This is a genomic window from Arthrobacter sp. P1_B9 (assembly GCF_056406495.1).
This window is the reverse complement of the sequence record NZ_JBFUAA010000004.1, coordinates 160,972-184,342: the sequence shown is the minus strand read 5'-3', so window position 1 is coordinate 184,342 and position 23,371 is coordinate 160,972. Positions and strand designations below refer to the sequence as shown.

At 67.7% G+C, this 23,371-nt stretch carries 25 protein-coding genes and 1 tRNA gene; 15 read left to right on the top strand and 11 right to left on the bottom strand.

Annotated features, from left to right (window positions below; all coding sequences use genetic code 11):
- Positions 1-38: 38 nt before the first annotated feature.
- Positions 39-1,166 (bottom strand): FUSC family protein, encoded by a 1,128-nt coding sequence (locus AC1D1A_RS08050; protein ID WP_230007454.1) that lies wholly within the window; start codon positions 1,164-1,166, stop codon positions 39-41.
- Between the two features lie 282 nt (positions 1,167-1,448).
- On the opposite strand from AC1D1A_RS08050, the gene pstS reads away from it, so the two are divergent.
- The 4 genes from pstS (at position 1,449) to pstB (ending at position 5,651) form a co-directional block, all read left to right on the top strand.
- Entirely contained in the window at positions 1,449-2,570 is a 1,122-nt protein-coding gene (gene pstS / locus AC1D1A_RS08045; RefSeq protein ID WP_476947482.1) for a phosphate ABC transporter substrate-binding protein PstS, read from the top strand.
- Positions 2,571-2,780: 210 nt separating this feature from the next.
- Positions 2,781-3,713 (top strand): phosphate ABC transporter permease subunit PstC, encoded by a 933-nt coding sequence (pstC, locus tag AC1D1A_RS08040; RefSeq protein ID WP_223914675.1) that lies wholly within the window; start codon positions 2,781-2,783, stop codon positions 3,711-3,713.
- A complete protein-coding gene (gene pstA / locus AC1D1A_RS08035; protein WP_476947481.1) occupies positions 3,714-4,823 on the top strand; it encodes a phosphate ABC transporter permease PstA in 1,110 nt (369 codons plus the stop codon).
- A gap of 48 nt (positions 4,824-4,871) precedes the next feature.
- Positions 4,872-5,651, top strand: a complete 780-nt coding sequence (pstB, locus tag AC1D1A_RS08030; protein WP_018774898.1) for a phosphate ABC transporter ATP-binding protein PstB — start codon at positions 4,872-4,874, stop codon at positions 5,649-5,651.
- Positions 5,652-5,662: 11 nt separating this feature from the next.
- On the opposite strand, the gene AC1D1A_RS08025 is transcribed toward pstB, so the two are convergent.
- The 3 genes from AC1D1A_RS08025 to AC1D1A_RS08015 all read right to left on the bottom strand — a co-directional run bounded on the left by AC1D1A_RS08025 (position 5,663) and on the right by AC1D1A_RS08015 (position 8,326).
- Entirely contained in the window at positions 5,663-6,679 is a 1,017-nt protein-coding gene (locus tag AC1D1A_RS08025; protein WP_230008137.1) for an inorganic phosphate transporter, read from the bottom strand.
- 1 nt (position 6,680) lies between these two features.
- Positions 6,681-7,298, bottom strand: coding sequence for a DUF47 domain-containing protein (locus tag AC1D1A_RS08020; RefSeq protein ID WP_028276610.1), 618 nt, complete (start codon positions 7,296-7,298; stop codon positions 6,681-6,683).
- 374 nt (positions 7,299-7,672) lie between these two features.
- Entirely contained in the window at positions 7,673-8,326 is a 654-nt protein-coding gene (locus tag AC1D1A_RS08015; RefSeq protein WP_018774895.1) for a hypothetical protein, read from the bottom strand.
- Between the two features lie 202 nt (positions 8,327-8,528).
- On the opposite strand from AC1D1A_RS08015, the gene AC1D1A_RS08010 reads away from it, so the two are divergent.
- The 3 genes from AC1D1A_RS08010 (at position 8,529) to AC1D1A_RS08000 (ending at position 9,701) form a co-directional block, all read left to right on the top strand.
- Positions 8,529-8,601 (top strand) — tRNA-Lys (locus AC1D1A_RS08010).
- A gap of 193 nt (positions 8,602-8,794) precedes the next feature.
- On the top strand, positions 8,795-9,289 hold the full coding sequence (locus AC1D1A_RS08005; RefSeq protein WP_028276609.1) for a MarR family winged helix-turn-helix transcriptional regulator: 495 nt from the start codon (positions 8,795-8,797) through the stop codon (positions 9,287-9,289).
- Positions 9,290-9,353: 64 nt separating this feature from the next.
- A complete protein-coding gene (locus tag AC1D1A_RS08000; protein ID WP_476849886.1) occupies positions 9,354-9,701 on the top strand; it encodes a hypothetical protein in 348 nt (115 codons plus the stop codon).
- A gap of 51 nt (positions 9,702-9,752) precedes the next feature.
- Here AC1D1A_RS08000 and AC1D1A_RS07995 read toward each other — a convergent pair whose 3' ends face one another.
- Positions 9,753-10,853, bottom strand: coding sequence for a lactonase family protein (locus AC1D1A_RS07995; RefSeq protein WP_476873302.1), 1,101 nt, complete (start codon positions 10,851-10,853; stop codon positions 9,753-9,755).
- A gap of 267 nt (positions 10,854-11,120) precedes the next feature.
- Here AC1D1A_RS07995 and AC1D1A_RS07990 point away from each other — a divergent pair, with 267 nt between their 5' ends.
- Positions 11,121-11,951, top strand: a complete 831-nt coding sequence (locus AC1D1A_RS07990; RefSeq protein WP_476870190.1) for a putative protein N(5)-glutamine methyltransferase — start codon at positions 11,121-11,123, stop codon at positions 11,949-11,951.
- A 37-nt stretch (positions 11,952-11,988) separates the two neighbouring features.
- Here the strand turns inward: AC1D1A_RS07990 and AC1D1A_RS07985 are convergent, their stop codons facing one another.
- The 5 genes from AC1D1A_RS07985 to AC1D1A_RS07965 all read right to left on the bottom strand — a co-directional run bounded on the left by AC1D1A_RS07985 (position 11,989) and on the right by AC1D1A_RS07965 (position 15,304).
- Positions 11,989-12,429, bottom strand: a complete 441-nt coding sequence (locus tag AC1D1A_RS07985) for a hypothetical protein (protein ID WP_476947480.1) — start codon at positions 12,427-12,429, stop codon at positions 11,989-11,991.
- Positions 12,430-12,598: 169 nt separating this feature from the next.
- Complete coding sequence (locus tag AC1D1A_RS07980; protein ID WP_018774889.1) at positions 12,599-12,862, bottom strand: GlsB/YeaQ/YmgE family stress response membrane protein; 264 nt, start codon at positions 12,860-12,862, stop codon at positions 12,599-12,601.
- Positions 12,863-13,011: 149 nt separating this feature from the next.
- Positions 13,012-13,983 (bottom strand): aldo/keto reductase, encoded by a 972-nt coding sequence (locus tag AC1D1A_RS07975; RefSeq protein WP_476873300.1) that lies wholly within the window; start codon positions 13,981-13,983, stop codon positions 13,012-13,014.
- Positions 13,984-14,079: 96 nt separating this feature from the next.
- Entirely contained in the window at positions 14,080-14,289 is a 210-nt protein-coding gene (locus tag AC1D1A_RS07970) for a dodecin (protein ID WP_223914666.1), read from the bottom strand.
- Positions 14,290-14,341: 52 nt separating this feature from the next.
- Entirely contained in the window at positions 14,342-15,304 is a 963-nt protein-coding gene (locus AC1D1A_RS07965) for an SGNH/GDSL hydrolase family protein (RefSeq protein WP_476849881.1), read from the bottom strand.
- Between the two features lie 134 nt (positions 15,305-15,438).
- On the opposite strand from AC1D1A_RS07965, the gene AC1D1A_RS07960 reads away from it, so the two are divergent.
- Complete coding sequence (locus tag AC1D1A_RS07960) at positions 15,439-15,696, top strand: metal-sensitive transcriptional regulator (protein WP_018774886.1); 258 nt, start codon at positions 15,439-15,441, stop codon at positions 15,694-15,696.
- 31 nt (positions 15,697-15,727) lie between these two features.
- On the opposite strand, the gene AC1D1A_RS07955 is transcribed toward AC1D1A_RS07960, so the two are convergent.
- Complete coding sequence (locus tag AC1D1A_RS07955; RefSeq protein ID WP_223914664.1) at positions 15,728-16,438, bottom strand: FadR/GntR family transcriptional regulator; 711 nt, start codon at positions 16,436-16,438, stop codon at positions 15,728-15,730.
- A gap of 190 nt (positions 16,439-16,628) precedes the next feature.
- Here AC1D1A_RS07955 and AC1D1A_RS07950 point away from each other — a divergent pair, with 190 nt between their 5' ends.
- The 6 genes from AC1D1A_RS07950 to AC1D1A_RS07925 all read left to right on the top strand — a co-directional run bounded on the left by AC1D1A_RS07950 (position 16,629) and on the right by AC1D1A_RS07925 (position 23,328).
- Positions 16,629-18,116 carry a four-carbon acid sugar kinase family protein gene (locus tag AC1D1A_RS07950; protein ID WP_476947479.1) on the top strand — a complete coding sequence of 496 codons (1,488 nt, stop codon included), beginning with the start codon at positions 16,629-16,631 and terminating at the stop codon, positions 18,114-18,116.
- 37 nt (positions 18,117-18,153) lie between these two features.
- Positions 18,154-19,053, top strand: coding sequence for an NAD(P)-dependent oxidoreductase (locus tag AC1D1A_RS07945; protein ID WP_476849879.1), 900 nt, complete (start codon positions 18,154-18,156; stop codon positions 19,051-19,053).
- 120 nt (positions 19,054-19,173) lie between these two features.
- Positions 19,174-20,640, top strand: coding sequence for a GntP family transporter (locus tag AC1D1A_RS07940; RefSeq protein ID WP_476947478.1), 1,467 nt, complete (start codon positions 19,174-19,176; stop codon positions 20,638-20,640).
- Positions 20,640-21,524, top strand: coding sequence for a class II fructose-bisphosphate aldolase (locus AC1D1A_RS07935; RefSeq protein WP_476947477.1), 885 nt, complete (start codon positions 20,640-20,642; stop codon positions 21,522-21,524). Before AC1D1A_RS07940 ends, AC1D1A_RS07935 begins: the two co-directional genes overlap by 1 nt.
- Positions 21,525-21,646: 122 nt before the next feature.
- Positions 21,647-22,987, top strand: coding sequence for an acyltransferase family protein (locus AC1D1A_RS07930; protein ID WP_476886739.1), 1,341 nt, complete (start codon positions 21,647-21,649; stop codon positions 22,985-22,987).
- Entirely contained in the window at positions 22,984-23,328 is a 345-nt protein-coding gene (locus AC1D1A_RS07925) for a GNAT family N-acetyltransferase (protein WP_028276599.1), read from the top strand. The genes AC1D1A_RS07930 and AC1D1A_RS07925 overlap by 4 nt, the downstream gene beginning before the upstream one ends.
- Positions 23,329-23,371 lie beyond the last annotated feature (43 nt).

Here is a 23,371-nt window from a genome sequence, read left to right as displayed (position 1 = left end):
CCAGCGACAACAAGCGCGCCGTGCGCCAGCTGCAGCAGCTACAGCGGGGGCAGGATGTCCCGGGCTTCCTTGGAATCCAGTCCCGCGGCCTCGAGCAGGTCCACCATGAGCGGGCGGAACAACATGACCACCGTTTCGCCCTCCAGCCGCTGGACGTCCAGTATCCGCGGATGCAGCCGGACGGCGATCTCGCGCAGCTCCGAGCGTGCTGTCCGCAGGTGGGCGCGGCGGGCGCCGTCGTGGACTTCCGCCAGGCCGAGCGAGAGTTCGTCGACGGCGGCGGCCGTCTCCTGCAGGACCTCGGCGATGTTCTGGGTGGCCTCGTCCGAGAGCGCCGCATGGTTGATGGCGCTGGTCAGGCGGCGCGCAAAGACCCGGCTGTTGCGCAGCGCAAGATCGATGTAGTCCAGCGACTGCTCCATCTGGTCCAGCTCGTCCCGGTGCCGCCGGTAGGCTGGGGCCAGGGTTGCCACTTCGCCGGAGGCACGCAGCGACTGGCGCATGGCGTCGACGAGCGGCTGGCAGTTCCGGCCCCGGATGAGGGCATGCCAGGCCTGGGTGGAATCGCTGTAGCTCAGCGCCGAGGCGCATTCCCGCAGCACCTCGGCGAGCTCGTGCAGGAGCTTCTTGACGTCGCTGCGGGGTTCACGCCGCGGATCCTTGGGAACGAGGACGGTCATCAGCAGCGCGAACACTCCGCCCACCACGGCGTCGATGCTGCGGGTGAACGGGCCCCCGATCGGTGCGGGCAGGAGCACCACGAGGACCGACTGCAGGCCCAGTTGCGTCGTGAAAATCGTCCCGCTGTCCAGGAACCTGGCCAGCAGGATGGAGAAAAGGAGCACGACGGCGGCCTGCCAGATTCCGGAGCCCAGCCAGTGCAGCAGCAGGTCTCCGACCACGATTCCGAGCGTGCAGCCCAAGCCCACCTCGATGACGCGGCGCAGTCTGGGGTCGCGGGAAAAACCGAGCGCAATAAGGGATGACGTGGCCGCAAACAACGGCCCGCTGTGACCCAGGACGTATTCTGCGAAAGCGTAAGCGCCCACGGCGCAAGTGGTCATCTGGATGGCCGGGCCCAGGGAGTTCCGGCTCCGGACAAAGCCGGTGCGGACCCGGCCGCGCAGGAATCGTGCGCTTGCGGAGAGTCCAGTCGCGGAGGCCATGCCCTCCAGTCTATTTGCTGCGCCGGGACGGCCGGCACGGCAGGACACGGCACGGGCCGCGGGCCGCGGGCACTGTGTGGCTGATACGACTGTGACGCACAGAACACAATGGCGGCCCGGCATATGTAAGCCAATAGTCCCGCGTCGTTCACCGGCCGTTCACTTTGGTCCGCAATTCTCTTCACCTGGGCCACTTACGGTCGGTAAAGGTACAAACCCGTACGCATCCCTGCGGGCCTTCTCCAGGCCCGGCACTCACAGCCCTGGAAGGGGTACAACTCAGTGAAGGCTCTCCGCTTCGGCCGCAACGCGGCTATCGCTGTAATCGCCGTCGGCGCACTTGCGCTGACCGCCTGCGGTTCGGACAACGCAACCAACACGGCCCAGACCGCGGCGCCGTCCGCCTCGGGTCCCGCGGTCACCGGCACCCTGACCGGCATCGGTTCTTCCGCCCAGGGCGCAGCCATGGATGTCTGGAAGACCAACTTCGCTACCGCGAACCAGGGCGCAACTGTGCAGTACTCCCCCGACGGTTCCGGCGCCGGACGCAAGGCGATCCTCGACGGCTCGGCCCAGTTCGCCGGCTCCGATGCCTACCTCAAGGATGACGAACTCGCCAGCTCCAAGGAAAAGTGTGGTCCCGACGGAGCCATTGACATTCCGGTCTACATTTCCCCGATCGCCGTCGCCTTCAACGTCCCTGGCATCACGGACCTGAAGCTCGACGCCGCCACCGTCGCAAAGATCTTCCGCGGCGAGGTCGCCAACTGGAATGACCCCGCCATCGCGGCCATGAACCCGGGCGTCCAGCTGCCGGACCTCAAGGTCACACCGGTGAACCGCTCCGATGACTCGGGCACCACCACCAACTTCACCGACTACCTGTCCGCCGTAGCCCCCTCCGTGTGGACCGACAAGGCAGCCGGCGTCTGGCCCGCCAGCCTGAAGGGCGAGAACGCCAAGGGCACCTCCGGCGTCGTCAAGACTGTCACCGACACCCCCGGCGCCGTGACCTACGCCGACGACTCCGCTGTCAGCGGCAAGCTCGGCACCGCGCAGATCAAGGTCGGCGACTCCTTCACGAAGATCTCCGCCGAGGCAGCTTCCAAGGCAGTCGACCAGGGCAAGCCGGTCGAGGGCCGCAACGCCAACGACCTCGCCATCAAGCTGGACCGCACCACCACGGTCGCGGGTGCCTACCCGATCGTCCTGGTGTCCTACCACATCGTCTGCACCAGCTACGACACGCAGGCCACCGCTGATCTGGTCAAGGCCTTCGTCAAGTACGCCGCCTCCGACGCGGGCCAGCAGGCCGCCGCCGACGCCGCCAAGTCGGCGCCGCTGTCCAAGACCCTTCAGGACAAGGCAATGGCTGCCGTCGACACCGTCAAGGCCAAGGCCTAGGGATACGCTGCGCCGCGAGGCGAAGTGGAAAAAGGCATAGTGGAAACACAGGCCTGATCGAGGTTCCCTGCATCATGGCGGCCGTCACCGGCGGCCGCCATGGAGCAGGGAACTGACGCGTTTGTTCCATACATCAAGATTTGCCGGGCACCGGCCGCGGAGGCCTCCGCACCCGGCGCCCGGATCCCATCCAAACCGAAGGACCGTGAAGTGACCACCACCTCCCTGACCAAGTCCCGGGGCGCAGGCCACGCCGGTGACAAAGTCTTTTCCGCAGCCACCTTGGCAGCAGGGTGTTTGATCCTCGTCGTGCTCTTCGGCGTGGCACTGTTTCTGGTGATCCAGGCGCTTCCCGCCCTCGTGGCTCCGGCGGACAAGATCCAGGGCGGCGAAGGATTCTTCACCTACATCTGGCCGCTCGTCATCGGCACCCTCATCGCCTCGGTGATCGCTCTCGTGATCGCGACGCCGATCGCGATCGGCGTCGCGCTGTTCATTTCGCACTTCGCGCCGCGCAAGCTCGCCTCCGGCCTGGGTTACGTGATTGACCTCCTCGCCGCCATCCCGTCCGTTGTCTACGGCGCCTGGGGCGTCGCGTTCCTGGCCAAGGAAATCTCGCCGTCGTACAACTGGCTGGCCGAGAACATGGGCTGGCTGCCGATCTTCCAGGGCCCCGCCTCCGCCACCGGCAAGACCATCCTGACGGCCGGCATCGTGCTCGCCGTCATGGTCCTGCCGATCATCACCTCCCTGACCCGCGAAATCTTCCTGCAGACCCCCAAGCTGCACGAAGAGGCCGCGCTGGCGCTCGGGGCCACCCGCTGGGAGATGATCCGGATGACCGTGCTGCCGTTCGGCCGGCCGGGAATCATCAGCGCCGTGATGCTGGGACTGGGCCGGGCCCTCGGCGAGACCATGGCCGTCGCGCTGGTGCTGTCCTCCGGAGCCCTGACCGCCAGCCTGATCCAGACCGGCAACCAGACCATCGCCGCCGAAATCGCCCTGAACTTCCCCGAGGCCAGCGGGCTCAAGGTCAGCACGCTGATCGCCGCGGGCCTGGTGCTGTTCGTCATTACCCTCGGAGTGAACATGATTGCCCGGGGAATCATCAGCCGGCACAAAGAATTCTCGGGAGCCAACTAAATGACCTCCACCCTGACTCCGGTACGCAAGCGCTCGGCGCTGACCAGGGGCCAACTGCCCAAGGCCGCGCCGTACATCGTCCTGGCCGTTGCCTTGATCCTCGGCGCCGCGATCCTCGCGCTGATCGGCTTCAATGCCTTCGGCTGGGGAATCGTCTCCGCCATCCTCTTCGCCGCCGGCCTGGTGGGCTGGAGCCTTATTGTGGAAGGCGCCCGCAAAGCCAAGGACAAGCTGGCCACCTGCCTGGTTGTGGGGGCCTTCCTGGTTGCCCTGCTGCCCCTGTTCTCGGTGATCTGGACCGTGCTGATCAATGGGCTCCCCGGGCTCCTGGATCCCGGTTTCCTCACCACCTCCATGAACGGTGTCACCGGCGCCTTTGACAACAAGACGGTCGAGGAAGGTGCCCCCCTGCTGGGCGGCATCTACCACGCGCTCATGGGCACCTTGCTGATCACGGTGCTCGCCACCCTCATCTCGGTCCCCGTGGGCCTGCTGACCGCGATCTACCTCGTGGAATACGGCGAGGACCGCGCACTGGCCCGGGCCATCACCTTCTTCGTGGACGTCATGACCGGCATCCCCTCGATTGTCGCCGGCCTGTTCGCCGCCGCCGCGTTCTTCGCGGTGGTCGGCCCGGGCACCAAGACCGGCGCCGTCGCCGCCGTCGCACTGTCGGTGCTGATGATCCCGGTGGTGGTCCGCTCCAGCGAGGAAATGCTCAAGATCGTGCCCAACGAACTCCGCGAGGCCGCCTACGCCCTCGGCGTCCGCAAGTGGCGGACCATCCTCAAGGTGGTTCTCCCGACGGCGATCTCCGGCATCGCGTCCGGCATCACCCTGGCGATCGCCCGCGTGATCGGCGAAACCGCGCCGATTCTGGTCACCGCCGGATTCGCGACCACCATCAACACCAACGTGTTCAGCGGCTGGATGGCCTCGCTGCCGACCTTCATCTACACCCAGATCCTGAACCCCACCTCGCCGTCCAACCCGGATCCGTCCTCCCAGCGGGCCTGGGGCGCGGCCCTCGTGCTCATCATCCTGGTGATGCTGCTCAATCTTGGCGCCCGCCTGATTGCCCGCATGTTCGCCCCCAAGACAGGCCGCTAGGCCACGGCCGCGTCCGCCGCCCCTACCTCCAGCAAGTGAAGGAATACCATGTCTAAGCGCATCGACGTCAAGGACCTGAACGTCTACTACAGCAAATTCCTGGCCGTCGAAGGCGTCAACATCAACATCGACGCCAAGTCCGTCACGGCCTTCATCGGCCCCTCGGGCTGCGGCAAGTCCACCTTCCTGCGCACCCTGAACCGCATGCACGAGGTCATTCCCGGTGCGAGGGTTGAGGGCGAAGTGCTGCTGGACGGGGACAACCTGTACGGCCCCGGCGTCGATCCGGTCACCGTCCGGTCCCAGATCGGCATGGTGTTCCAGCGCCCCAACCCGTTCCCCACCATGTCCATCCGGGACAACGTGCTGGCCGGCGTGAAGCTGAACAACACGAAGATCTCCAAGGGCGAGGCCGATGTCCTGGTGGAGCGGTCCCTGCAGGGGGCCAACCTCTGGAACGAGGTCAAGGACCGTCTGGCCAAGCCCGGCTCCGGGCTCTCCGGCGGCCAGCAGCAGCGCCTGTGCATTGCGCGCGCGATTGCCGTTGAACCCCAAGTGATCCTCATGGACGAGCCCTGCTCCGCCCTGGACCCGATCTCGACGCTGGCCATTGAGGACCTCATCAACGAGCTCAAGGACCAGTACACGGTGGTGATCGTGACGCACAACATGCAGCAGGCGGCCCGCGTGTCGGACAAGACGGCCTTCTTCAACATTGCCGGCACCGGCAAGCCGGGCAAGCTGATCGAGTTCGGCGACACCCCCACGATCTTCAGCAACCCGACCGAGAAGGCCACCGAGGACTACGTCTCCGGCCGCTTCGGATAACCAACCGAGTCCTACAGGCCGGCCACCGTCGAGAGCGCCAACTGCAGGACGAACGCGGCGGCGGCGGTGACAACCGGGGTCGCTACCCAGAACACCAGGATGCGGATCACCAGCCGCCGGTCGGTGCCCGGGAAACTCTGGTTGGCGCCGGCGCCAAGGGTTGCCGCCGTCACCGTGTGCGTGGTGGAGACGGGCCAGTGCAGCCCGATCGCGCCCACCAGCAGCATCACCGCGCTGTACATCTGCGCGACGAATCCGCGCAGGGGATCGACCCGGGTCAGCCGGTAGCCGATGGTGTAGGAAATCCGCCACCCGCCCGCCAGGGTTCCCGCCGACAGCAAGACGGCCGTCAGCAGGGCCACCCACGCCGGCACTGAACCGCCGTCGGAGAGACCGGCCGCCAGCAGCGCCAGGATCACCACGGCGCTGGTGCGTTGGCCGTCCTGCAGCCCGTGCCCGAAGGCGACGGCGCCCGCGGCAATGGCCTGGGCCCGCCGGGAGCGGGTGTTGACGACATTGGGCGGCGTGTACCGGGCCGCCCAGCCCGCGGGCCAGACCAGCAGGAACGACCCCGCATAGGCGATCACCGGTGAGATCAGCAGCGGGAGCACCACCTGGGACAGGAGCGAGGCGTCAACGCCCATGACGGGGTTTCCGCCGACGGCGACGCTCGCGACCCCCGCCCCGGCGAGGCCGCCGACCAGGGCATGGGTGGAGGACGAGGGAATGCCGCGCCACCACAAGTAGACGCCCCAGAGGATGGCGCTCAGCAGCGCGGCCAGCAGAATCGTCAGGCCGTTTGTGCCCGGCGGCAGCGACAGCCACGCCTGGCTGACGGCCAGCGCCAGGACGGCGCTCAGCCCGGCACCGATGAAGTTGAACAGGCTGGCCAGAATCACCGCCACAGTTGGGGTCAGCGCCCGCGTCCGCACGGCCAGCGCCACCGACGAGGACGCGTCCCTGAACCCGTTGAGGAATGCAAAGGCCCCGGCGCAGAGCAGCACCAGGGCAAGGAAGAAGAGCACCACGTCAGGATTCCTTGACGATGATGCTGCCCACCTGGGTGGCGATCCGGCGCATGTCCTTCGTGACTTCCACGAGCTGGTTCGCGACGTCGCGGTTGCGCGCGTACTGCATGGCCTTCATCTCGTGGAGCATGTCCGCGACCCAGACCCGGTGCGTGCGCTCGGCACGCTTGGCCAGGCGCAGGATCTCGATCCAGTAGTCCTCGAGGTCGTCCAGATTGTTCAGCCGCCGCATCGCATCGACCGTTAGTTCGGCCTGGCGGCTGATGATTTCCAGCTGGTCGGCGGCCCGCCTGGGCAGCCGTTCGAGCTTGTAGAGGGAGACGAGCTCGGCGGCGGCGTCGAGCTTCTCCATGGCCTCGTTGAGGAACCGGGACAGCGTGTACATGTCCTCGCGCGGCAGCGGGTTCACGAAGCTGGTGCGCATGTGGGTCAGGAGGGCAAAGTGCAGCTCCGCGGATTTGGCCTCGTGGTTGTGCATGTCCTCCACCAGCCGGGCATGCTCGCTGGCCGGGGCGCCGAGGATCTCCGAGAGTGTTCCGGTCCCCAGCACGATCTGGCGCGCCATTTGGGAGAGCAGGTTCAGTCCGGCGGACTCCTGGGGGAACAGGCGCAGCTTCACGTGGTGTCACCGGTCTTCCGGGAGGAGGTTCGCGGGTGGAGCCGGCCGGCCGTGTGACTTGACGGTGACCAGTGCATACGCATCACTTTACCGTCCCCGGCGGGTCCGGCCCGGCCCGACGCGGCGTGTGACGGCGCAGGTGAAAACCGGGCGAACATCAGGGTAAGAAGGCATGAAAATGGTGCCGAACCGGATACGCCTCTCGGCGGTAGGCCGCTCTAGGCGGCTAAATGTTGAAGCCCGGGGGTTTCGCGGTTCGGCACCGCTTTTAGTTTTCTACGTAGGTTCATGCAAGTCAACATTGACAGCCTGCCCGCGTCGTGCGTGTCCTGGGTGCTGCGGGCCCGTCATCCGGGCCCCTGCCGCCAGGCCCCTCAGTCCAGCTCGCCCAGCCGCCACGCGTTGGCGGCGTGCTCGAGGTCCTCGGCCGTCTTGACGAGCAGATGCGAGTTGCGGGTGAGTTTGCTGGCGTGGTTTTCGTTGCTGTGCTCGGCGTTATCCGCAAGCGTTGCCTGGCCCAGGGCCACCACGCGGCAGAACGCTGCGGAGCGTTCCAGGGCGACGTCGAATTCGCCGTCGAACGCCCCGGAGAGGATGGCGTCCGCCATGGATTTCATCTCATCGGCGCCGGGCGGTTCGGCCGCGCCGGCGACCACATGCGAAACCTGGGCCGTGTCCTTGCCCGCCTTGAAGTAGACGGAGATCCGCTCGGGATCCTGGATGGTGGCGGCCCGCAGGGCGTACAGACGCCACAGCGCGCCGGGGAGGGACCGGGCGGGGCTTTCGGCCCACATTTCGGCGATTGCTTCCAGGCCCTGCTCATCGGCGAGTTTGACGAGCCGTTTGGTGACTTTAGGATCGTCGCTGTCCCGGCCGCGGCGCACGAGAGCCTGCGCGGCCAGATGGGCCGCCTCCGAGACGCGGGCAGGATCGGCCCCTCCGGCGAAAGGCTCAAAGTCGATCGGTGCGAAGGGTTTCGGCTTGTGGTGCCGCGGGCCGGGGGCGCTTGATCCTGCTTGCTCGCTCATGCCCCCACGCTACTCCAGTGCCGCAAGGGAATCGAGGATCGGTGCGCGCTGCTGCCGCAGACGCCGGGGGCCGACGCCGCCGGTGCGGCCAACGTGAAAAAAGCCGGCCCGGGTCTGGGGTACAGTGTTAACGTCCAGAAATGGACTGGGCCGAAACGCGCTGCATCAGCGGATTTATCCGCTGGTTCGGGGCTGTCGGCTGGGGCCTTTAGCTCAGTTGGTAGAGCATCGGACTTTTAATCCGTGGGTCGTGGGTTCGATCCCCACAGGGCCCACTCTTTTAGCGAAGAGTGGAAAAACCCCGGTTTCCTGGCAACAGGAGGCCGGGGTTTTTTTGTGCCCGCCGCCGGGGTCCAGTCCGGGCGGTTCGGGGCCCTAGCCGCCAGGGCTCCGGGGCCCTGGGGCCGTGTGGCTGCAGCCACCCGGATTGCACGGCTGGCTAGTTACCAGTTCCGCTAGGCTTGGCGAATGGACTCCCACGGCGCCTCCGGATACTGGTATGGCCCCGATGACAGCCTGGATCCTCCGGCGGCGATCCTGCAGGCCCTCCGCGACTATCGGATCTCGGAGGTGGCGACCAGGCGGTCCACCCGCGATTCGATGGGCATGGGTGAGACGGACCTGCTGGCTTTGCGCTACCTGCTGCGGGCTAAGGCGACAGGCGAACGGGTTGGCCCGAAGGATCTCAGCCGCGTCCTGGGCATCACCACCGCTTCCACAACGTCCCTGATCGACCGGCTGGTAGCAAGCGGGCATGTCCGGCGGGAGCCGCACCCGACGGACCGGCGCTCCCTTGTGATCGTGCCGACGGTGGCGACGGACTCCGAAGTCCGCGCCACGCTTGGACACATGCACCGGCGCATGATGGAGGTGGCAGAGTCCATGAGCGCGGAGGACGCCCGCGTGGTCATTACTTTCCTCCGCCGGATGAGCGCGGCCATCGGCGCCGAGCGGCATAACTAGCTCGTTTAACTAGTTATATGTATGCTTACTACTTGTTTTTTAGATCTCAACGAGAGTAGGCGCCGTGGCTGAATCCGCAACCCTGACCGGGGACCCTGCGACAGTGCTCCCGCCCGGCGCCCCGCTGCACTGCGGCGCACCCATGCAGTGGACCTCGCCGGAGCCGGCGATGCCCTCCTACTCGTTCGGGCCCGCGGACCCGTCCCTCGATCTTCCGGCCCTGTGGCGCTGTCCCTGTGGCTTCCAGCTCGACGGCGGTATCCAGCCGGGGGACGGACTCCACTTCGCCGACGGTTTCCAGGCGGAGAGCGTGTTCCAGCCGGAGGGAGGGTTTCAGTTGGGCGGGATCCAGCTGGATGGGGGCGAACAGGGCGTCCATCAGGCTGCTGCGGGGCTTGCCGCGGCCTGCTGACCCGGCGGCCTGCTCTTCGCCGCAGCACCGCGTCAGCCGGGCGCCGGCTCCTCACCCCCGGTGCGCCAGCCGGGGCCGGGCCGGCACCAGCGCCGTGGGGGAGGCCACCTGCAGCCGGTCCGCAGGGATACCCGGCAACCCTGATGCCGCGTCCAGAGGAAACGTCACGATGTCGCCGGAGCGTTCGTGGGCGACGTGCAGCAAGCCGTCGCGGACCACGTGGTGCCGGGGCCAGTCGCCGCCGCTGGGGACGTCGGCCACCGGACGCAGCGCCGCGCCCCCGGCCTCCACCTCCAGCACGCAGACCCGGTTCGAACCGCGGACGCCCACATAGGCGTACCTGCCGTCGGCCGCCAACGCGATCTCTGCCGCCGAATCATCCGGCTGCGCCCCGGCGGCGCCGGCGGGCCCGACGAATCCGAGCCGGAAGTCCCCGGAGTCCGGCGACAACCCGGCCACAGCCACCTCGATTGAATACTCGGTCACCACAAAGACATGGCCGCCCTGATGCTGGACCAGGTGCCGGGGGCCGCTGCCCCGCGGCAGGACCACCTCGTGGTCCAGGGCCGGCCCCAGAGCCAGCCCCGGTCCGGATCCGACATTCCAGATCCGCAGCAGGTCGTGGCCGAGGTCGGTGGTCATCACCCTGCCGTCGGCCAGCATAAGTGCCGCATGAGCGCGGCTCGGCCGTTTTTCCCGTTCGCCGGGGCCGCCGCCGGGAGTCTCACCGTACGGGTCGCGCGATTCGACGCCGGCCGTCCGGTCAACAATGCCGCCGTCGGCGTCGAGCTCATAGAACAGCACCCGGCCGTCGCCCCAGCAGCAGACAACGAGGAAACGGCCGGAAGGCTCGACGGCGACATGGCAGGCCGCGTCACCGGCCGGCCACGCCGGGCCCGCGGGCTCCAGTCCAAACGCGCCGGCCCGGCGGTAGGCCCGGACGGTCCTGGCCTGCTCGGCCACGGCATAGACCACAGGGAGAGACGGGTGGACCGCCAGGAAGGACGGCGAGTCGGCCGCCGCCGCAACACCCAACCAGCGCAATGTGCCGTCGGCCGCCGCGGCAACCGCGCCGATCCCCGTGCCGCGGCCGCCGGAATCTGCCGTGTAGGAGCCGGTCCAGATGAGATCGTGGGCAGGGAGGGAGTCCATGCTGCCATCCTGCCAGCCGCCGCCGCCAAGGCATCCCAAGCAGGCGTCACAATCCGCCGCCGCAGTCCGCCGCAAAACCCGGACTAATCACAGCAGACCCAATCACAGCTGGCCGCGGGCGGCTTCGGTAGCATGGGGCAATCGAGCAACTGCAGCAAAAGGAGGTGGGTCCCGTTCACGCAAGTCCAGAAAGGATGCCCGCCCAGCAGTGCCGGCCTCGGCCAGCTCACGGTGAGGGCGTCTGACACCCGACCGAAAGGCGCACCCATGCCAGTAATCCGCCATCTTTCCCCGCACGAGATACTCACGGCCAGGCTCCGGGCAGCCGGCTGCGTGTTTGCCGAAGACGAGGCCCGTCTGCTGATCGACGCGGCCCCGACCCCGGAGGCGCTCGAACGGATGGCCGGCCGGAGGGTCGCCGGCCTTCCCCTTGAACACATTCTCGGTTGGGCGGAATTCTGCGGACTCCGCATCGCGGTCGACACCGGAGTCTTCGTGCCCCGCCGCCGGACGGAATTCCTCGTCCGGCAGGCCGCTGCGCTGCTGGACGCAAGCCGCATGGCGCGGGGCGACGCCCCGGCACCGGTCGTGGTCGATCTGTGCTGCGGGTCCGGCGCTGTCGGTGCGGCGCTCGCGGCCCTCGCCGGCCCCGCCGAACTCCACTGCGCCGATATCGACCCCGCGGCTGTGTCCTGTGCACGCACCAACGTCCTGCCCCTGGGCGGGGAGGTCCACGAGGGTGATCTCTATGCTCCCCTCCCGGCGGGCCTCCGGGGCCGGGTCCGGCTGCTGGCCGTCAACGCCCCCTACGTTCCCTCGGCAGACATCGAAACCATGCCGCAGGAAGCGCGCGTCCACGAGCCGCGGGCCTGCCTCGACGGCGGCGCCGACGGGCTTCAGGTGCAGCGGCGGGTCGCCGCCGGCGCACGGCAGTGGCTGGCGCCCGGCGGCCACGTACTGATAGAGACCAGCCGCCGGCAGTCCGCGCAGACGGCCGGAATCCTCCGCGGGCACGGACTGGCGGCCCGGGTGCTGCGCTCGGAGGAACTGGGGGCCACCGTGGTGGCCGGCGAGCTGCCGCCCTCCGGCGGGCGGTAGCCGGCAGGGGCGGCGACGGTGGCCCCTCAAAGAACCCCTAGGGCAGTTTGTCCCCGTCCACGTTGGTGGCGGGGCCCGCCGGGGTGGCACCGCCCTCGTCCGACCAGTCCTGGCCCGTCTGGTCGGTGAGCGCAGGGTCGGAATGGACGTCGCGGGCCGCGGGTGCCGGCGTTCCGGGCGTGGCTGCTCCCGGTTTTCCTGGCGTGGCCGCAGACGTGCTTCCGTGGCCGGCATCGCGGTGGACAGCGGAGCTTATGACGGTACCAGCGCGGCGCGCGGCTTCGCCGAGATGCTCGGAGACCTCGGGGGCTTTGTCTTTGACCGTTTCTGCTGCCGCGGCCACCTTGTCCTGGACCGGCTTGCTGTGCCAGAGCTCTGCCGACCTGGCCTTGAGCTTGTCATAGGCTGCGCGGCCTGACCGCGATCCCAGGACGTACCCTGCTGCCAGTCCGGTGGCGAAAAGAAATTTGCCCTTCATGCTGTGCTCCTGCTCCCTGACGTAGGTGAAAAGTAGACGTTGTTGAACAGTTCGTGGACAGTGGGTGGCAGTGCCGGACCATGCGGCCGGCGGGCCGCCTTGCTGTCAAAATAGTGCAAAAAACCGGCCCCGGGAATAACCCAGGGCCGGTTTCCGGTCAGCTTCCGTGTTAGCGGGCTGAGCGCTTGCTGATCATGCCGTAAACGAGCAGGACGATGATCGCACCGCCGATGGCCAGCAGCCAAGTCGACAGCGAGAAGAACTCGTTGATGCCCACGCCGAACAGTGCGCTGCCAATGAATCCGCCGAGCAGGGCGCCGACGACGCCCAGGATCAGAGTGATGATGATGCCACCGCCCTGACGTCCCGGGAGGATAGCCTTAGCGATGGCGCCGGCGATGAGGCCCAGAATCAGAAATGCGAGAAAACCCATTTTTCGTTCCTTCTTCTTTCATAGAGGAGGCACCCGGATCGCCGGGTGCGCTACATCCTTCTGCCCTAATACTAATCATGCTTAGTATCAAAGAGCCACCCGACACCCGTGGGTTCGCCGGGCGGGGTGCCAAAACAGCCGACTGCGCCCTACCATGCGTAGTCTTCCGGAGCCGTCCTGTGGCCCGGGAAGATCTCGTCGAGGCGCTTGAGTGCATCGGTGTCGAGCTTCAATTTGTGCGCCCTGACGGAGGCTTCGAGCTGCTCGAGGGTACGCGGGCCGATGATCGGGGCGGTGACTGCCGGCTGGTGGAGCAGCCACGCGAGTGCCACGTCCGCGGGTTCCTGACCCAGTTCGGCGGCGAATTCCTCGTATCGCCGGATCTGTTTCTGGTGCGACTTGAGCGCCTCGAGGGCCCGGCCCGCGATGCGCCGGACGCCGTCGTTCTCCTTCTTCAGCACTCCGCCGAGCAGGCCGCCGTGCAACGGCGACCATGGCAGGATCCCCAGGCCATACTGCTGGGCGGCCGGGATGACCTCCAGTTCCACGTCCCGGGTCAGCAGGTTGTAAATCGACTGCTCGCTGACCAGCCCGTTGTAGTTGCGGCGGCCGGCGGTTTCCTGGGCCCGGGCGATGTGCCAGCCGGCGAAGTTGCTGCTGCCGGAGTACAGGATCTTGCCTTGCTGGACGGCGACCTCGATAGCCTGCCAGATCTCATCCCAGGGCGTGTTCCGGTCCACGTGATGGAACTGGTACAGATCGATGTAGTCCGTCTGCAGTCGTTTCAGGCTGGCATCGAGCGCCCGGCGGATGTGCAGTGCCGAGAGTTTGGACTCGTTGGGCCGGTCGGTCATGGTGCCGAACAACTTGGTGGCAAGCACCGTGCGCTCGCGGCGCTCGCCCCCCTGGGCGAACCAGCGGCCAAGTATTTCCTCCGTCCAGCCGCGGTGGCTGGACCCGCCATACACATTGGCCGTGTCGACGAAGTTGATGCCGGCGGCCTGCGCGGTGTCCAGGATGGCGAAGGCCTGCGTCTCCTCGGTCTGCGGGCCAAAGTTCATGGTGCCCAGGCAAAGGCGCGAGACTGTCAGGCCCGAGCGGCCCAGATGCGTATAGCGCATGAAGTTTTCCTCTCCGCCCTGGCCTCCTCTGCCCTGACGGGTTGCGGGTTTCTCCGGAGCGGGACGGTGCGTGCCGGCCCGCTCCGGAGTCTGGCGTCAACGCTCCAGGCGGAACCCGAGCTTGATGGTGACCTGCCAGTCGGCGACCTGCCCGTTTTCAAGGTGGCCGCGGATCTCCTTGACTTCGAACCAGTCAAGGTTCCGGAGGGTCTTGGCGGCCTCGGCGATGCCGTTCCGGACGGCCGCATCGACGCCCTCGTTCGAGGTTCCGACAATTTCAGAAATGCTGTAAGTGTGATTAGGCAACTTCGCTCCTCGTGATCGCCATCGATGCCCGGCTGTGGGCCGTTCCTGCAGACTAGCCGACCGAACCCGGCCGGACTAGGGGTTTGTGCCCGGAGTCCGGGACCCCGGGAGGCGGTCCGGGCAGCGGGCGTTTGGCCTGCCGGGGCGGGGTGTCTGCGCGCGGCCTGATCCGGCTCACCATCCAGGGCAGCATGTAGTGCGCCATCCATGCCAGGTCACCGGCCCGGGTCTCCCGCCAGTTGCCCGGCGGCATCGGCTTCGGTTCCAGCGGCCGCAGACGGTGTGGCACGCTGAGCGTGTCCAGGACCATAGCCGCAATGGTGTGGTGTCCCAGCGGCGAGAAGTGCAGGCGGTCCGGATCCCACATCCGCGGATCGCTCAGTTGCCGCAGGGCCCACAAATCGGCGATGACGACATCACGCCGGGCGGCGATGACACGGATGTTCTCGTTGAATACCGCGACCTTCCCCCGGATGTGTCCGAACACAGCGGTCTCGCCCCAGTCCGGCCCGGTGAACAGGACCACCGTGGCCCCGGTGGCAGAGAGGGCTGCCACGGCGTCGTCCAGGGCCGCGGCCATCCGGTCCGGATCGCCGCGATGAAACACGAGATCGTTCCCGCCGGCGGAGAGCGAGACGAGGTCAGGCTTCAGGTTCAGGGCCGGTCCGAGTTGCTGGTCGAGTATTTCGCGCAGGACCAGGCCGCTGATGGCAAGGTTTGCATACCCGAACTCGCGGCGGCCCTCGCCGAGTTCCTCGGCGATGCGGTCCGCCCACCCCCGAATGCCCCCGGGGCTCAGCGGTTCCGGGTCGCCGACGCCTGCCGTGAACGAGTCGCCCAAGGCGACATACCGGCTCCAGGGCCGGGATCGCAGGTCACCGGCACGCCCGCGTGCGGAGCTCTGATCCCCTGGGTGCCACGGCCCCGCGGCGGGGAGGTTGACGCCGGTACCGCCGGCGTCCGGCTCTAGGAACCTGGCGGCGTTCACATCACCAGCAATACGCCGATATTCCATGCCTCGCTAGGTACTTATGCCCCTAGCGGGGCGGCATGCGGCCGCAGCGGCCACCCCTGGCCGTCCGCCACCCGGGAGGCGAAATACTCAGGGGGGTATAATGTGGAGCCTGACGCATCGAACCGGAGGAACCAATGGAACTCGATCCCACCGACATGAAGCCTGTCATTAACCGGCTTCGCCGCGCCCAGGGCCAGCTCGCGGCCGTCACCAGGATGATCGAGGAGGGCCGTGACTGCAAGAGCGTCGTGACCCAGCTGGCGGCCGTGTCGAGTGCCCTGGACAAGGCTGGGTTCTCCATCATTGCCACGGGCCTGCAGCAGTGCATGCAGCAGGAAGACCCCAGCCTGGACCGCGCCGAACTCGAGAAGCTCTTCCTCTCGCTCGCCTGAGCTCATCATCCGGGCAAAGTGCGGGTCCGCGTCAGGCGGGGCCCCCGGCCAGCACGAAGGTCTTCAGATCGTCAAGGGTCTGCTGCATGTGGGCGTCCATGGCGTCGCGGGCGCGGTGCGGGTCGCGGGAGGCCAGGGCGTCAGCGATGTTCTGATGGTGCCCGATGGCGTGCTCCTGGATCTCCGGCACCTTGGAAGTTTCCGTCCGCCGTTTTTCCAGCACGCGGTGCAAGGGTTCGAATAACACGGCGACGAAGACGTTTTCCGAGGCCTGCAGGATGAGGTCGTGGAAAGCGAGGTCTTCCTCCACGAATGCCGCGAGATCATTCCTCTCGTGGGCCAGCCGCATCCTGTCGACGTGCGCGCGGAGGGCCTGGATGTCCGTGTCCGACATTCGCCCGGCAGCCAGTTCGCAGGCGCCCGTCTCCAGCATCCGCCGGAGCTCGATGAGCTGGATGGCGGCCGAGGCGTCGTTTGTGCCCTCCGAGGCTGCCCGCAGCACGGCGTCCAGGGAGCCCCAGCGGTTCACCGGGTTCACGAACGTGCCCCGGCCGCGTTCCACGCTGAGGATCCGCTGGGCTTCAAGGGTTTTCATGGCCTCGCGCACGGTCATGCGGCTGACTTCGTGCCGGGAGCTGAGCTCCAGTTCGCCGGGGACGCTCGCGCCGGGCGGGAACTCGCCGCCAATAATCCGATCCAGCAGTTCGTCGGCCACAACGCCGACCAGCGATTTCCTAGCCAATTCTCCCCGTCCAGCGACTTGTTGCCTGATGGTGTGCTCCGTGATGGCCAAGTCTACTTGCGCGTCGTTGTGCCATATGCCACACTAGCATTCATATGCAAGATGTCTGACATCTTACATTTTGTTCCTGCTGCGGCTCGCGGAGAACCGCAGTTTTCCACTGACAGATCCACACACAATGGAGTGCATAGTGCCCCTCGAAGCAGACGTGCTGGCCGCTTTCCCCGCGGAAGTACAGATCCCCGCCCGGCTGGTGGCAGACAGCGTGGCCGCCTCCTCCGAGGCATCCCCCCGTGTCCTGGTCGTACTCGACGACGACCCCACCGGCACCCAGTCCGTGGCGTACCTGCCGGTCCTCACCCGCTGGGAAGTGGCGGACTTTGCCTGGGCGTTCGCCTACGAAGTCGACGGCCAGCGCCAGCGCGCGGTCTACGTGCTCACCAACACCCGCAGCCTTGACCCTGCCGAGGCGGCTGCCCGCAACGAGGAGATCGTCCGCAACGCACTCGCGGCCGCAGCGTCCGCTGAACCCGCGCTTCGGCTCAGCTTTGTCAGCCGCAGCGACTCCACCCTCCGCGGACACTACCCGCTCGAACCGGACGTCATCGCAGCCACCGTCACCGCCGTCAACGGCGAGAAGACGGACGGCGTCGTGATTGTTCCCGCGTTCCCCGACGCCGGCCGCGTCACGGTCGGCGGCGTGCACTTCACCCGCGGCACAGGCACGGACTCCGGGCAGCTCACCCCCGTGGCCGAGACCGAATTCGCCCGGGACGCCAGCTTCGGCTTCGCCAACTCGGAGATGGCCAAGTATGTCGAGGAGAAGTCGAACGGCCGGTTCCCCGCGGATTCGGTGATCGTGCTGGATCTGGACATCATCCGGGCGTCCGCCGATCCGATGATCTCCGCCAAGGCCATTGCCGATGCCATCGACGCCGCCACGGATTCGACTCCGATCGTGGCGGACATCGTCACCGAAAACGACCTGCGGGCGCTGGCCCTGGGCCTGGAAGAAGCGGAAAGCCGCGGCAAGAAGCTGCTCTACCGCGTGGGCCCGCCGTTTGTCCGGGCACGGATCGGCCAGGAAATCCGCACCGAACTCAGCGGCGAGGAAGCCTATGCGGGCAACATCCCCACGGAAGCCGGTGGCCTGATCGTGGTCGGTTCGCACGTCGGTGTCACCACCCGCCAGCTCAACGCCCTCACCGAGCAGCACAGCGCGGCCCGGATCGTGGAGATCGACGTCGAGAAGCTCCTCGGCGACAACGCGGGGGAGTACCTGGACGAAACCGTGGACACGGTCGTCGCTGCCCTCCGCGGCGGCGACGTGATCGTGCACACGAGCCGGCTCCTGATCAAGACCTCCGACGCCGCCGAAAGCCTGCGGATCGCCCGCACCGTCTCTGCCGCCGTCGTTGCCGTGGTGAACCGCACGCTAAAGACCTTCCCGCCCCGCTTCGTGATCGCCAAGGGCGGCATCACGTCCTCGGACGTGGCCGCACACGGCCTGGAAATCCGGCACGCGATAGTCCGCGGGCCCATGCTGCCGGGCATCGTCAGCCTGTGGGAACCGGTGGACGGTCCCGCCAAGGGCATCCCGTACATCGTCTTCGCCGGCAACGTGGGCGACGACCAGTCCCTCGCCGATGTCACGCGCAAGCTCAGCAACACCTTCTAATCCCCCCAGCACCACACGTCATTCGATGGAGAACACCATGACCAGCAACTACACCATCACCGTCCTTGGCCTTGGCGCCATGGGCCTGCCCATGGCCACGCGCCTGGCAAGCGAGCTCACCGTCCACGGCTTCGACATCGCCGAACCGCGCCTGAAGCTGGCTGAAGAGGCCGGCATCCGCACCTTCGCCTCCGCACGGGAAGCCTCGAAAGGCGCCGACGCGCTGCTGCTGGCAGTGCGCAACGGTGAACAGCTAAACGATGTCCTGTTCGGCGAGAACGGCGTGGCCTCCGTGCTCAAGCCGGGCGCCGTCGTGATCCTGGGCAGCACCGTGGGCACCGAGGCCATCCCGGCCGCCGTCGACCGCCTGGCCGAATACGGCGTCGAACTGGTTGATGCCCCGCTGTCCGGCGGCCCCAAGCGTGCCGGCGAGGGCGACCTCCTGATCGTGGTGGGCGCCTCGCCCGAGGCCCAGGAAAAGGCCCGCCCGGCCCTTGAGCTGCTCGCCTCCACCCTGACCGTGGTCGGCGACAAGCCCGGCGACGGCCAGGCCCTCAAGACCGTCAACCAGCTGCTCTGCGGCATCCACATCGCCGCCGCCGCCGAGGCGATGGCCCTGGCCGACGCCCTCGGCCTGGACCAGGCCAAGACCCTCGCCGCCCTTGAAGCCGGCGCGGCGGGTTCCTTCATGCTTTCCAACCGCGGACCGCGCATCCTGGAGGCCTACACCGAGGACGGCGCCGAAGTCCTCAGCCGGCTGGACATCTTCGTCAAGGACATGGGGATCGTCGGCAAGGCCACCCGCGCCGCCGGCCTCGCCGCCCCGGTGGCCGCCGCCGCCGAGCAGCTCTACCTCCTCGGCCAGGCCCAGGGCCTCGCCGCCGCCGATGACTCCGCCGTCATCAAGGTCGTCGCGCCCACCAGGCGCACCGCCTAACCAGCCACCCCCATCCCCGACGACGGCGTTCCCCCCCCTCCGCCGTCGCCGGGTCCCCACCCCACTGTTCCCGGCGACTGACTCGCTGGGCGACCTTCCTGTCAAAGGAGACACCTCTTCATGACCCCCCTGCTCAATTCCCTGATGGTGCGCGCAGCCGACGCGCCCGTCATCAAGCCGGCCGTGGAGCTGGGAACTCCGCTGCTGCTGACAATCGCGGCGGCCGGCGTCGCCCTGCTGCTGGTGATGATCATCCGCTTCAAGATCCAGGCCTTCGTGGCCCTGCTGACCGTCAGTATCCTGGTGGCCGTGGCCGCGCAGATCCCGCTCAAGGACGTGTTCACCGTGGTGGCCGCCGGGGTGGGAGGCACCATGGGCAAGGTCGCCCTCCTGATTGCGCTCGGCGCGATCCTGGGGCGGATGATCGAGGTATCCGGCGGCGTCCAGTCCCTCGCCGACCACTTCACCGCCAAGCTCGGGGCCACCCGGGTGGCCGTCGCCCTCACCGCAGTCGGCTTCCTGGTGGCGATTCCGGTGTTCTTCGAGGTCGGCATCATTGTCCTGGTGCCGGTCGTCTACGCCTTCGCTAAAATTGCCAACGTCCACCCGGTGAAGTTCGGCCTGCCCATGGCCGGCATCATGCTAGCCATCCACGTGGCCGTGCCCCCGCACCCGGGGATTGTTGCCGGTGCCGGCGTGCTCGGCGCCGACATCGGACTGATCGCCCTGATCTCGCTGACGATCTGCGTGCCGCTGGGCTTCCTGTCCTACTGGGTCGCGTCCATCATGAACCGCAAGACCTTCGAACTGCTGCCGGCCGTCAAAACCCAGGTGGACGAGTTCGGCTCCGCCACCATGGTCCGCGTTGGCCACGAGGGCCCGGGCAGCAAAGCCATCGCCCCGCCCCGTCCGGGACTGATCATCTTCCTCATCGCCACCCCGATCGTGCTGATCCTCCTCGGCACCGTCGGCACCCTGGTGATCGACAAGAACGACTTCTGGTACGGCGTCGCGGCGTTCGTGGGCAACCCCGTCTTCGCCCTGCTGGTGGCCGTTGCGCTCTGCTTCTTCCTTCTGGCCGTCCGCCGGCAGTGGTCGCTGACGGAAACCGGCGAAATCTTCGAAGGCGCGTTGCCTCCGATCGCGTCCATCCTGATGGTTGTTGCGGCAGGCGGCGTGTTCGGCAGCGTCCTGCAGGTGAGCGGAATCGGCAAGGCTCTCTCCGAATCCCTCGACACGCTCGGCGTTCCGCTGCTGCTGCTTGGCTTCATCATCTCCCTCGCCCTCCGCGCAGCCCAGGGCTCGGCCACCGTCGCGATCGTCACCACGGCCGGCCTGCTCTCCTCCGCCGTCGCCGGCGGCGGCTACACGCCGGCGCAGACCGCCGTGATCGTGATCGCCATCGGATTCGGCGCCCTCGGCCTCTCCCACGTGACCGACGCCGGTTTCTGGGTGGTTGTGCGCTACTACGGACTGACCGTCGCCGACGGCCTCAGGACCTGGACCGTGCTCACCACCGTGCTGGGACTGGCAGGCTTCGCCCTGACATTCGTCGCCTGGATGCTGGTGGGGGGACTGAGCGCCTGATGCGTACCCAACTGGACACCCTGGTGACCGGCGCCCTGCAGCAAGGCTCTGCCGTTCCGGCGTTCACCTGTTACGACTTCACCACCGCGCTCGCCGTTGTGGGGGCGGCCGAGGAATCCGGCCGGGGCGCCATCCTGCTGGTCGCACCGAAGACCGCGGCAACGCCCAACGGGCTGCGGCTGGTCGCCGCCCTGCGCGGACTCGCCGACGCAGCCTCCGTGCCGATTGCGGTGCAGCTGGATCATGCCACCGACCCGCAGGTGATCGCCGACGCCGTCAGTGCCGGGGCCGACTCGGTGCTGGTCGACGGGTCCTCGCTGCCGTACGAGGACAACATCGCCCTGGTCCGGAACGTCCGCGCGGCCTTGGCAGCGCAGGGCCGGGCCGACGTCGTCATTGAAGCAGAACTCGGCGGACTCGCCGGCGACGAGGACCGGGCCTTCGGGACCGACGCCGCGGATAACGCAGGCAGCACAGTGGCGGACGCCCCCGCCGGGCTCACCGACTCCGCCCAGGTGGAGGACTTCGTGGCCCGCACCGGGGCGCAGCTGCTCGCCGTGGCTGTGGGCAATGTCCATGGCAAGTACAAGGGGGAGCCCCGGCTGCGCTGGGACGTGCTGCAGGACATCGCCGTGCGGACCCGGATCCCGCTGGTCCTGCACGGCGCCTCCGGCATTCCGGCCGAGGAACTGGTCAAGGCCGCCGCGATGAACGTGGGCAAGGTCAACTTCAACACGGAGCTGCGCACCGGCGTCCTGGCGGTCCTTGAGGAACAGACCACAGCGCACCGGGCCGACGGCGAGAACCTCCAGGCACTGCTGGGCCTGTGGAATGCCTCGGCCAGGACCTTCGCGGCCACCGCCCTGGCCACACTCTCGCGCTGACACTGTGACTGCCAGAGCAGTATGGCCCGCAGCCGGCGCGCATCCGGGCCATACTGCTCTGGCAGCCAGGGCGCCGCGGCCCGACAATGATGGCAACACAGCCTGTCTTCCCGAGGGGTGCCATGCTTGCGCAGCAGCGGCCAACCGGCGACCCGGCGCCGATGCCGGACCGAGACCCGGTGATCGACCTTGTCCGGTTCTTTTGCCTGGCATTGGTGGTGGTCGCGCACACCATGATGGTGAGTCCCGTACTGCACCCGGACGGCACCGTGACGTCCGAGAACACCTTGGGCGATCAGCACTGGTTTGAACCAGTGGTGTGGGTCTTCCAGATCATGCCGCTGTTCTTTGTGGCCGGAGGCATCACCGGGCTGCAGTCCTGGCGCCGGCTCCGCGCCAGGGGCGGCAACGCCTTCGATTTCATGCAGGCCCGGCTGCTGCGCCTGATCCGGCCGGCCGCCGTCCTGCTGGCGGTCATGTTCGTTGGCCTGTCGGCGGCCCGCCTCGCAGGGGTTGACCCTCAGGTCATCGAGCTGCTCACCAGCGGAGCCGGCATGCCGCTGTGGTTCCTGGCCGCGTACCTCGCCGCGCAACTCAACCTTCCCTGGCTGGCGGCCCTCCACACCCGCGCGCCATGGCTGACCTTCGCCGGCCTCACCGCCCTGGTGGTGACGGTCGATTGCCTGCGGGGAGTGCTGCCGCTGCTGGCATACCTGAACATGCTGTTCCTGTGGTGCGCCGTGCAGCAGCTCGGATTCATCGTGGCGGATGGCCCGCGGCTGCTGCCGGGCCGGCCGGCGCACCTGGGCATCATGGTTGCCAGCAACATGCTGCTGGGGTTGATAGTCCTGCTGGGGCTGTATTCCGGGAACATGCTGGTGAACCTCAATCCGCCCAATGTGACGCTGCTGCTCCTGGGCATCTCGCAGGCCGCCGCCCTCCAGCTCTTCCGGCCGGTGCTGTCCCGGATCGCGTCCGTGGCCGGGGTGCGCCGGATGATGGGCGTGGCCGGCCGGCGGTCCATGACTGTTTATCTGTGGCATCTGCCCCTGCTGGCGGCGATGTCCGGGTTGCTGCTGCTGACGGATTTCCCGCAGCCCGCCGGAGGGAGTGCGGCCTGGTGGTGGGGGCGGCCCCTGGTGCTGTTGGGGGTCATCGCCCTGCTGCTGCCGGTGGTGGCATTGTTTGGCAGGCTGGAGGAGCGGCCGACGGCGTCCGGCCCGTCGCCGAGCCGGCCGGCGGCCGCCGTGCTGCTGGCCGCAGTCGCCGTTTTTGTCCCGGCAGTCAACGCCGCGCTCACCGGGCTCACGCCCGGGCTCCTCGGCGGGGGTGCCGCCTGCTTCGCGCTCGCCGTCGTGCTCCTGGGCCGGATTCCGGTTCGGCTCACGACGCCACCTGACGGGCAGGGCGGATCGGAACCGCCATTGCCACGCCCGCCATTAAGTGCCAATGTCGAACCATGACGGAGAACTCGGCAACCACGGAAGACACCTTCACCCCGGACGTCTCCACCACCCGGAACGACGAGCTGCACCGTTACGAACTCCGTGTCGGCGACAAGCTCGCCGTCCAGGTGCGCTTCATCGACAGGCCGGGCCATATCGACTTTATCCACACGGATACCGCAGAGCAGTTCCAGGGCCAAGGGCTCGCCAAAGTGCTGGCGCACTTCGCCCTCGATGACGTGGTTGCCTCCGGCAAGCGGATCATCCCGAATTGCCCGTTCATGTACCGCTACCTGCGCAAACATGAGTCGTACCACCAGTATGTGGATTGGCCGGAACGGGTCCCAGAGGGAGCCTGAGCGCCTGGCACGGGAGCCGGAACGGAGTCATCGGCCTGCCCGC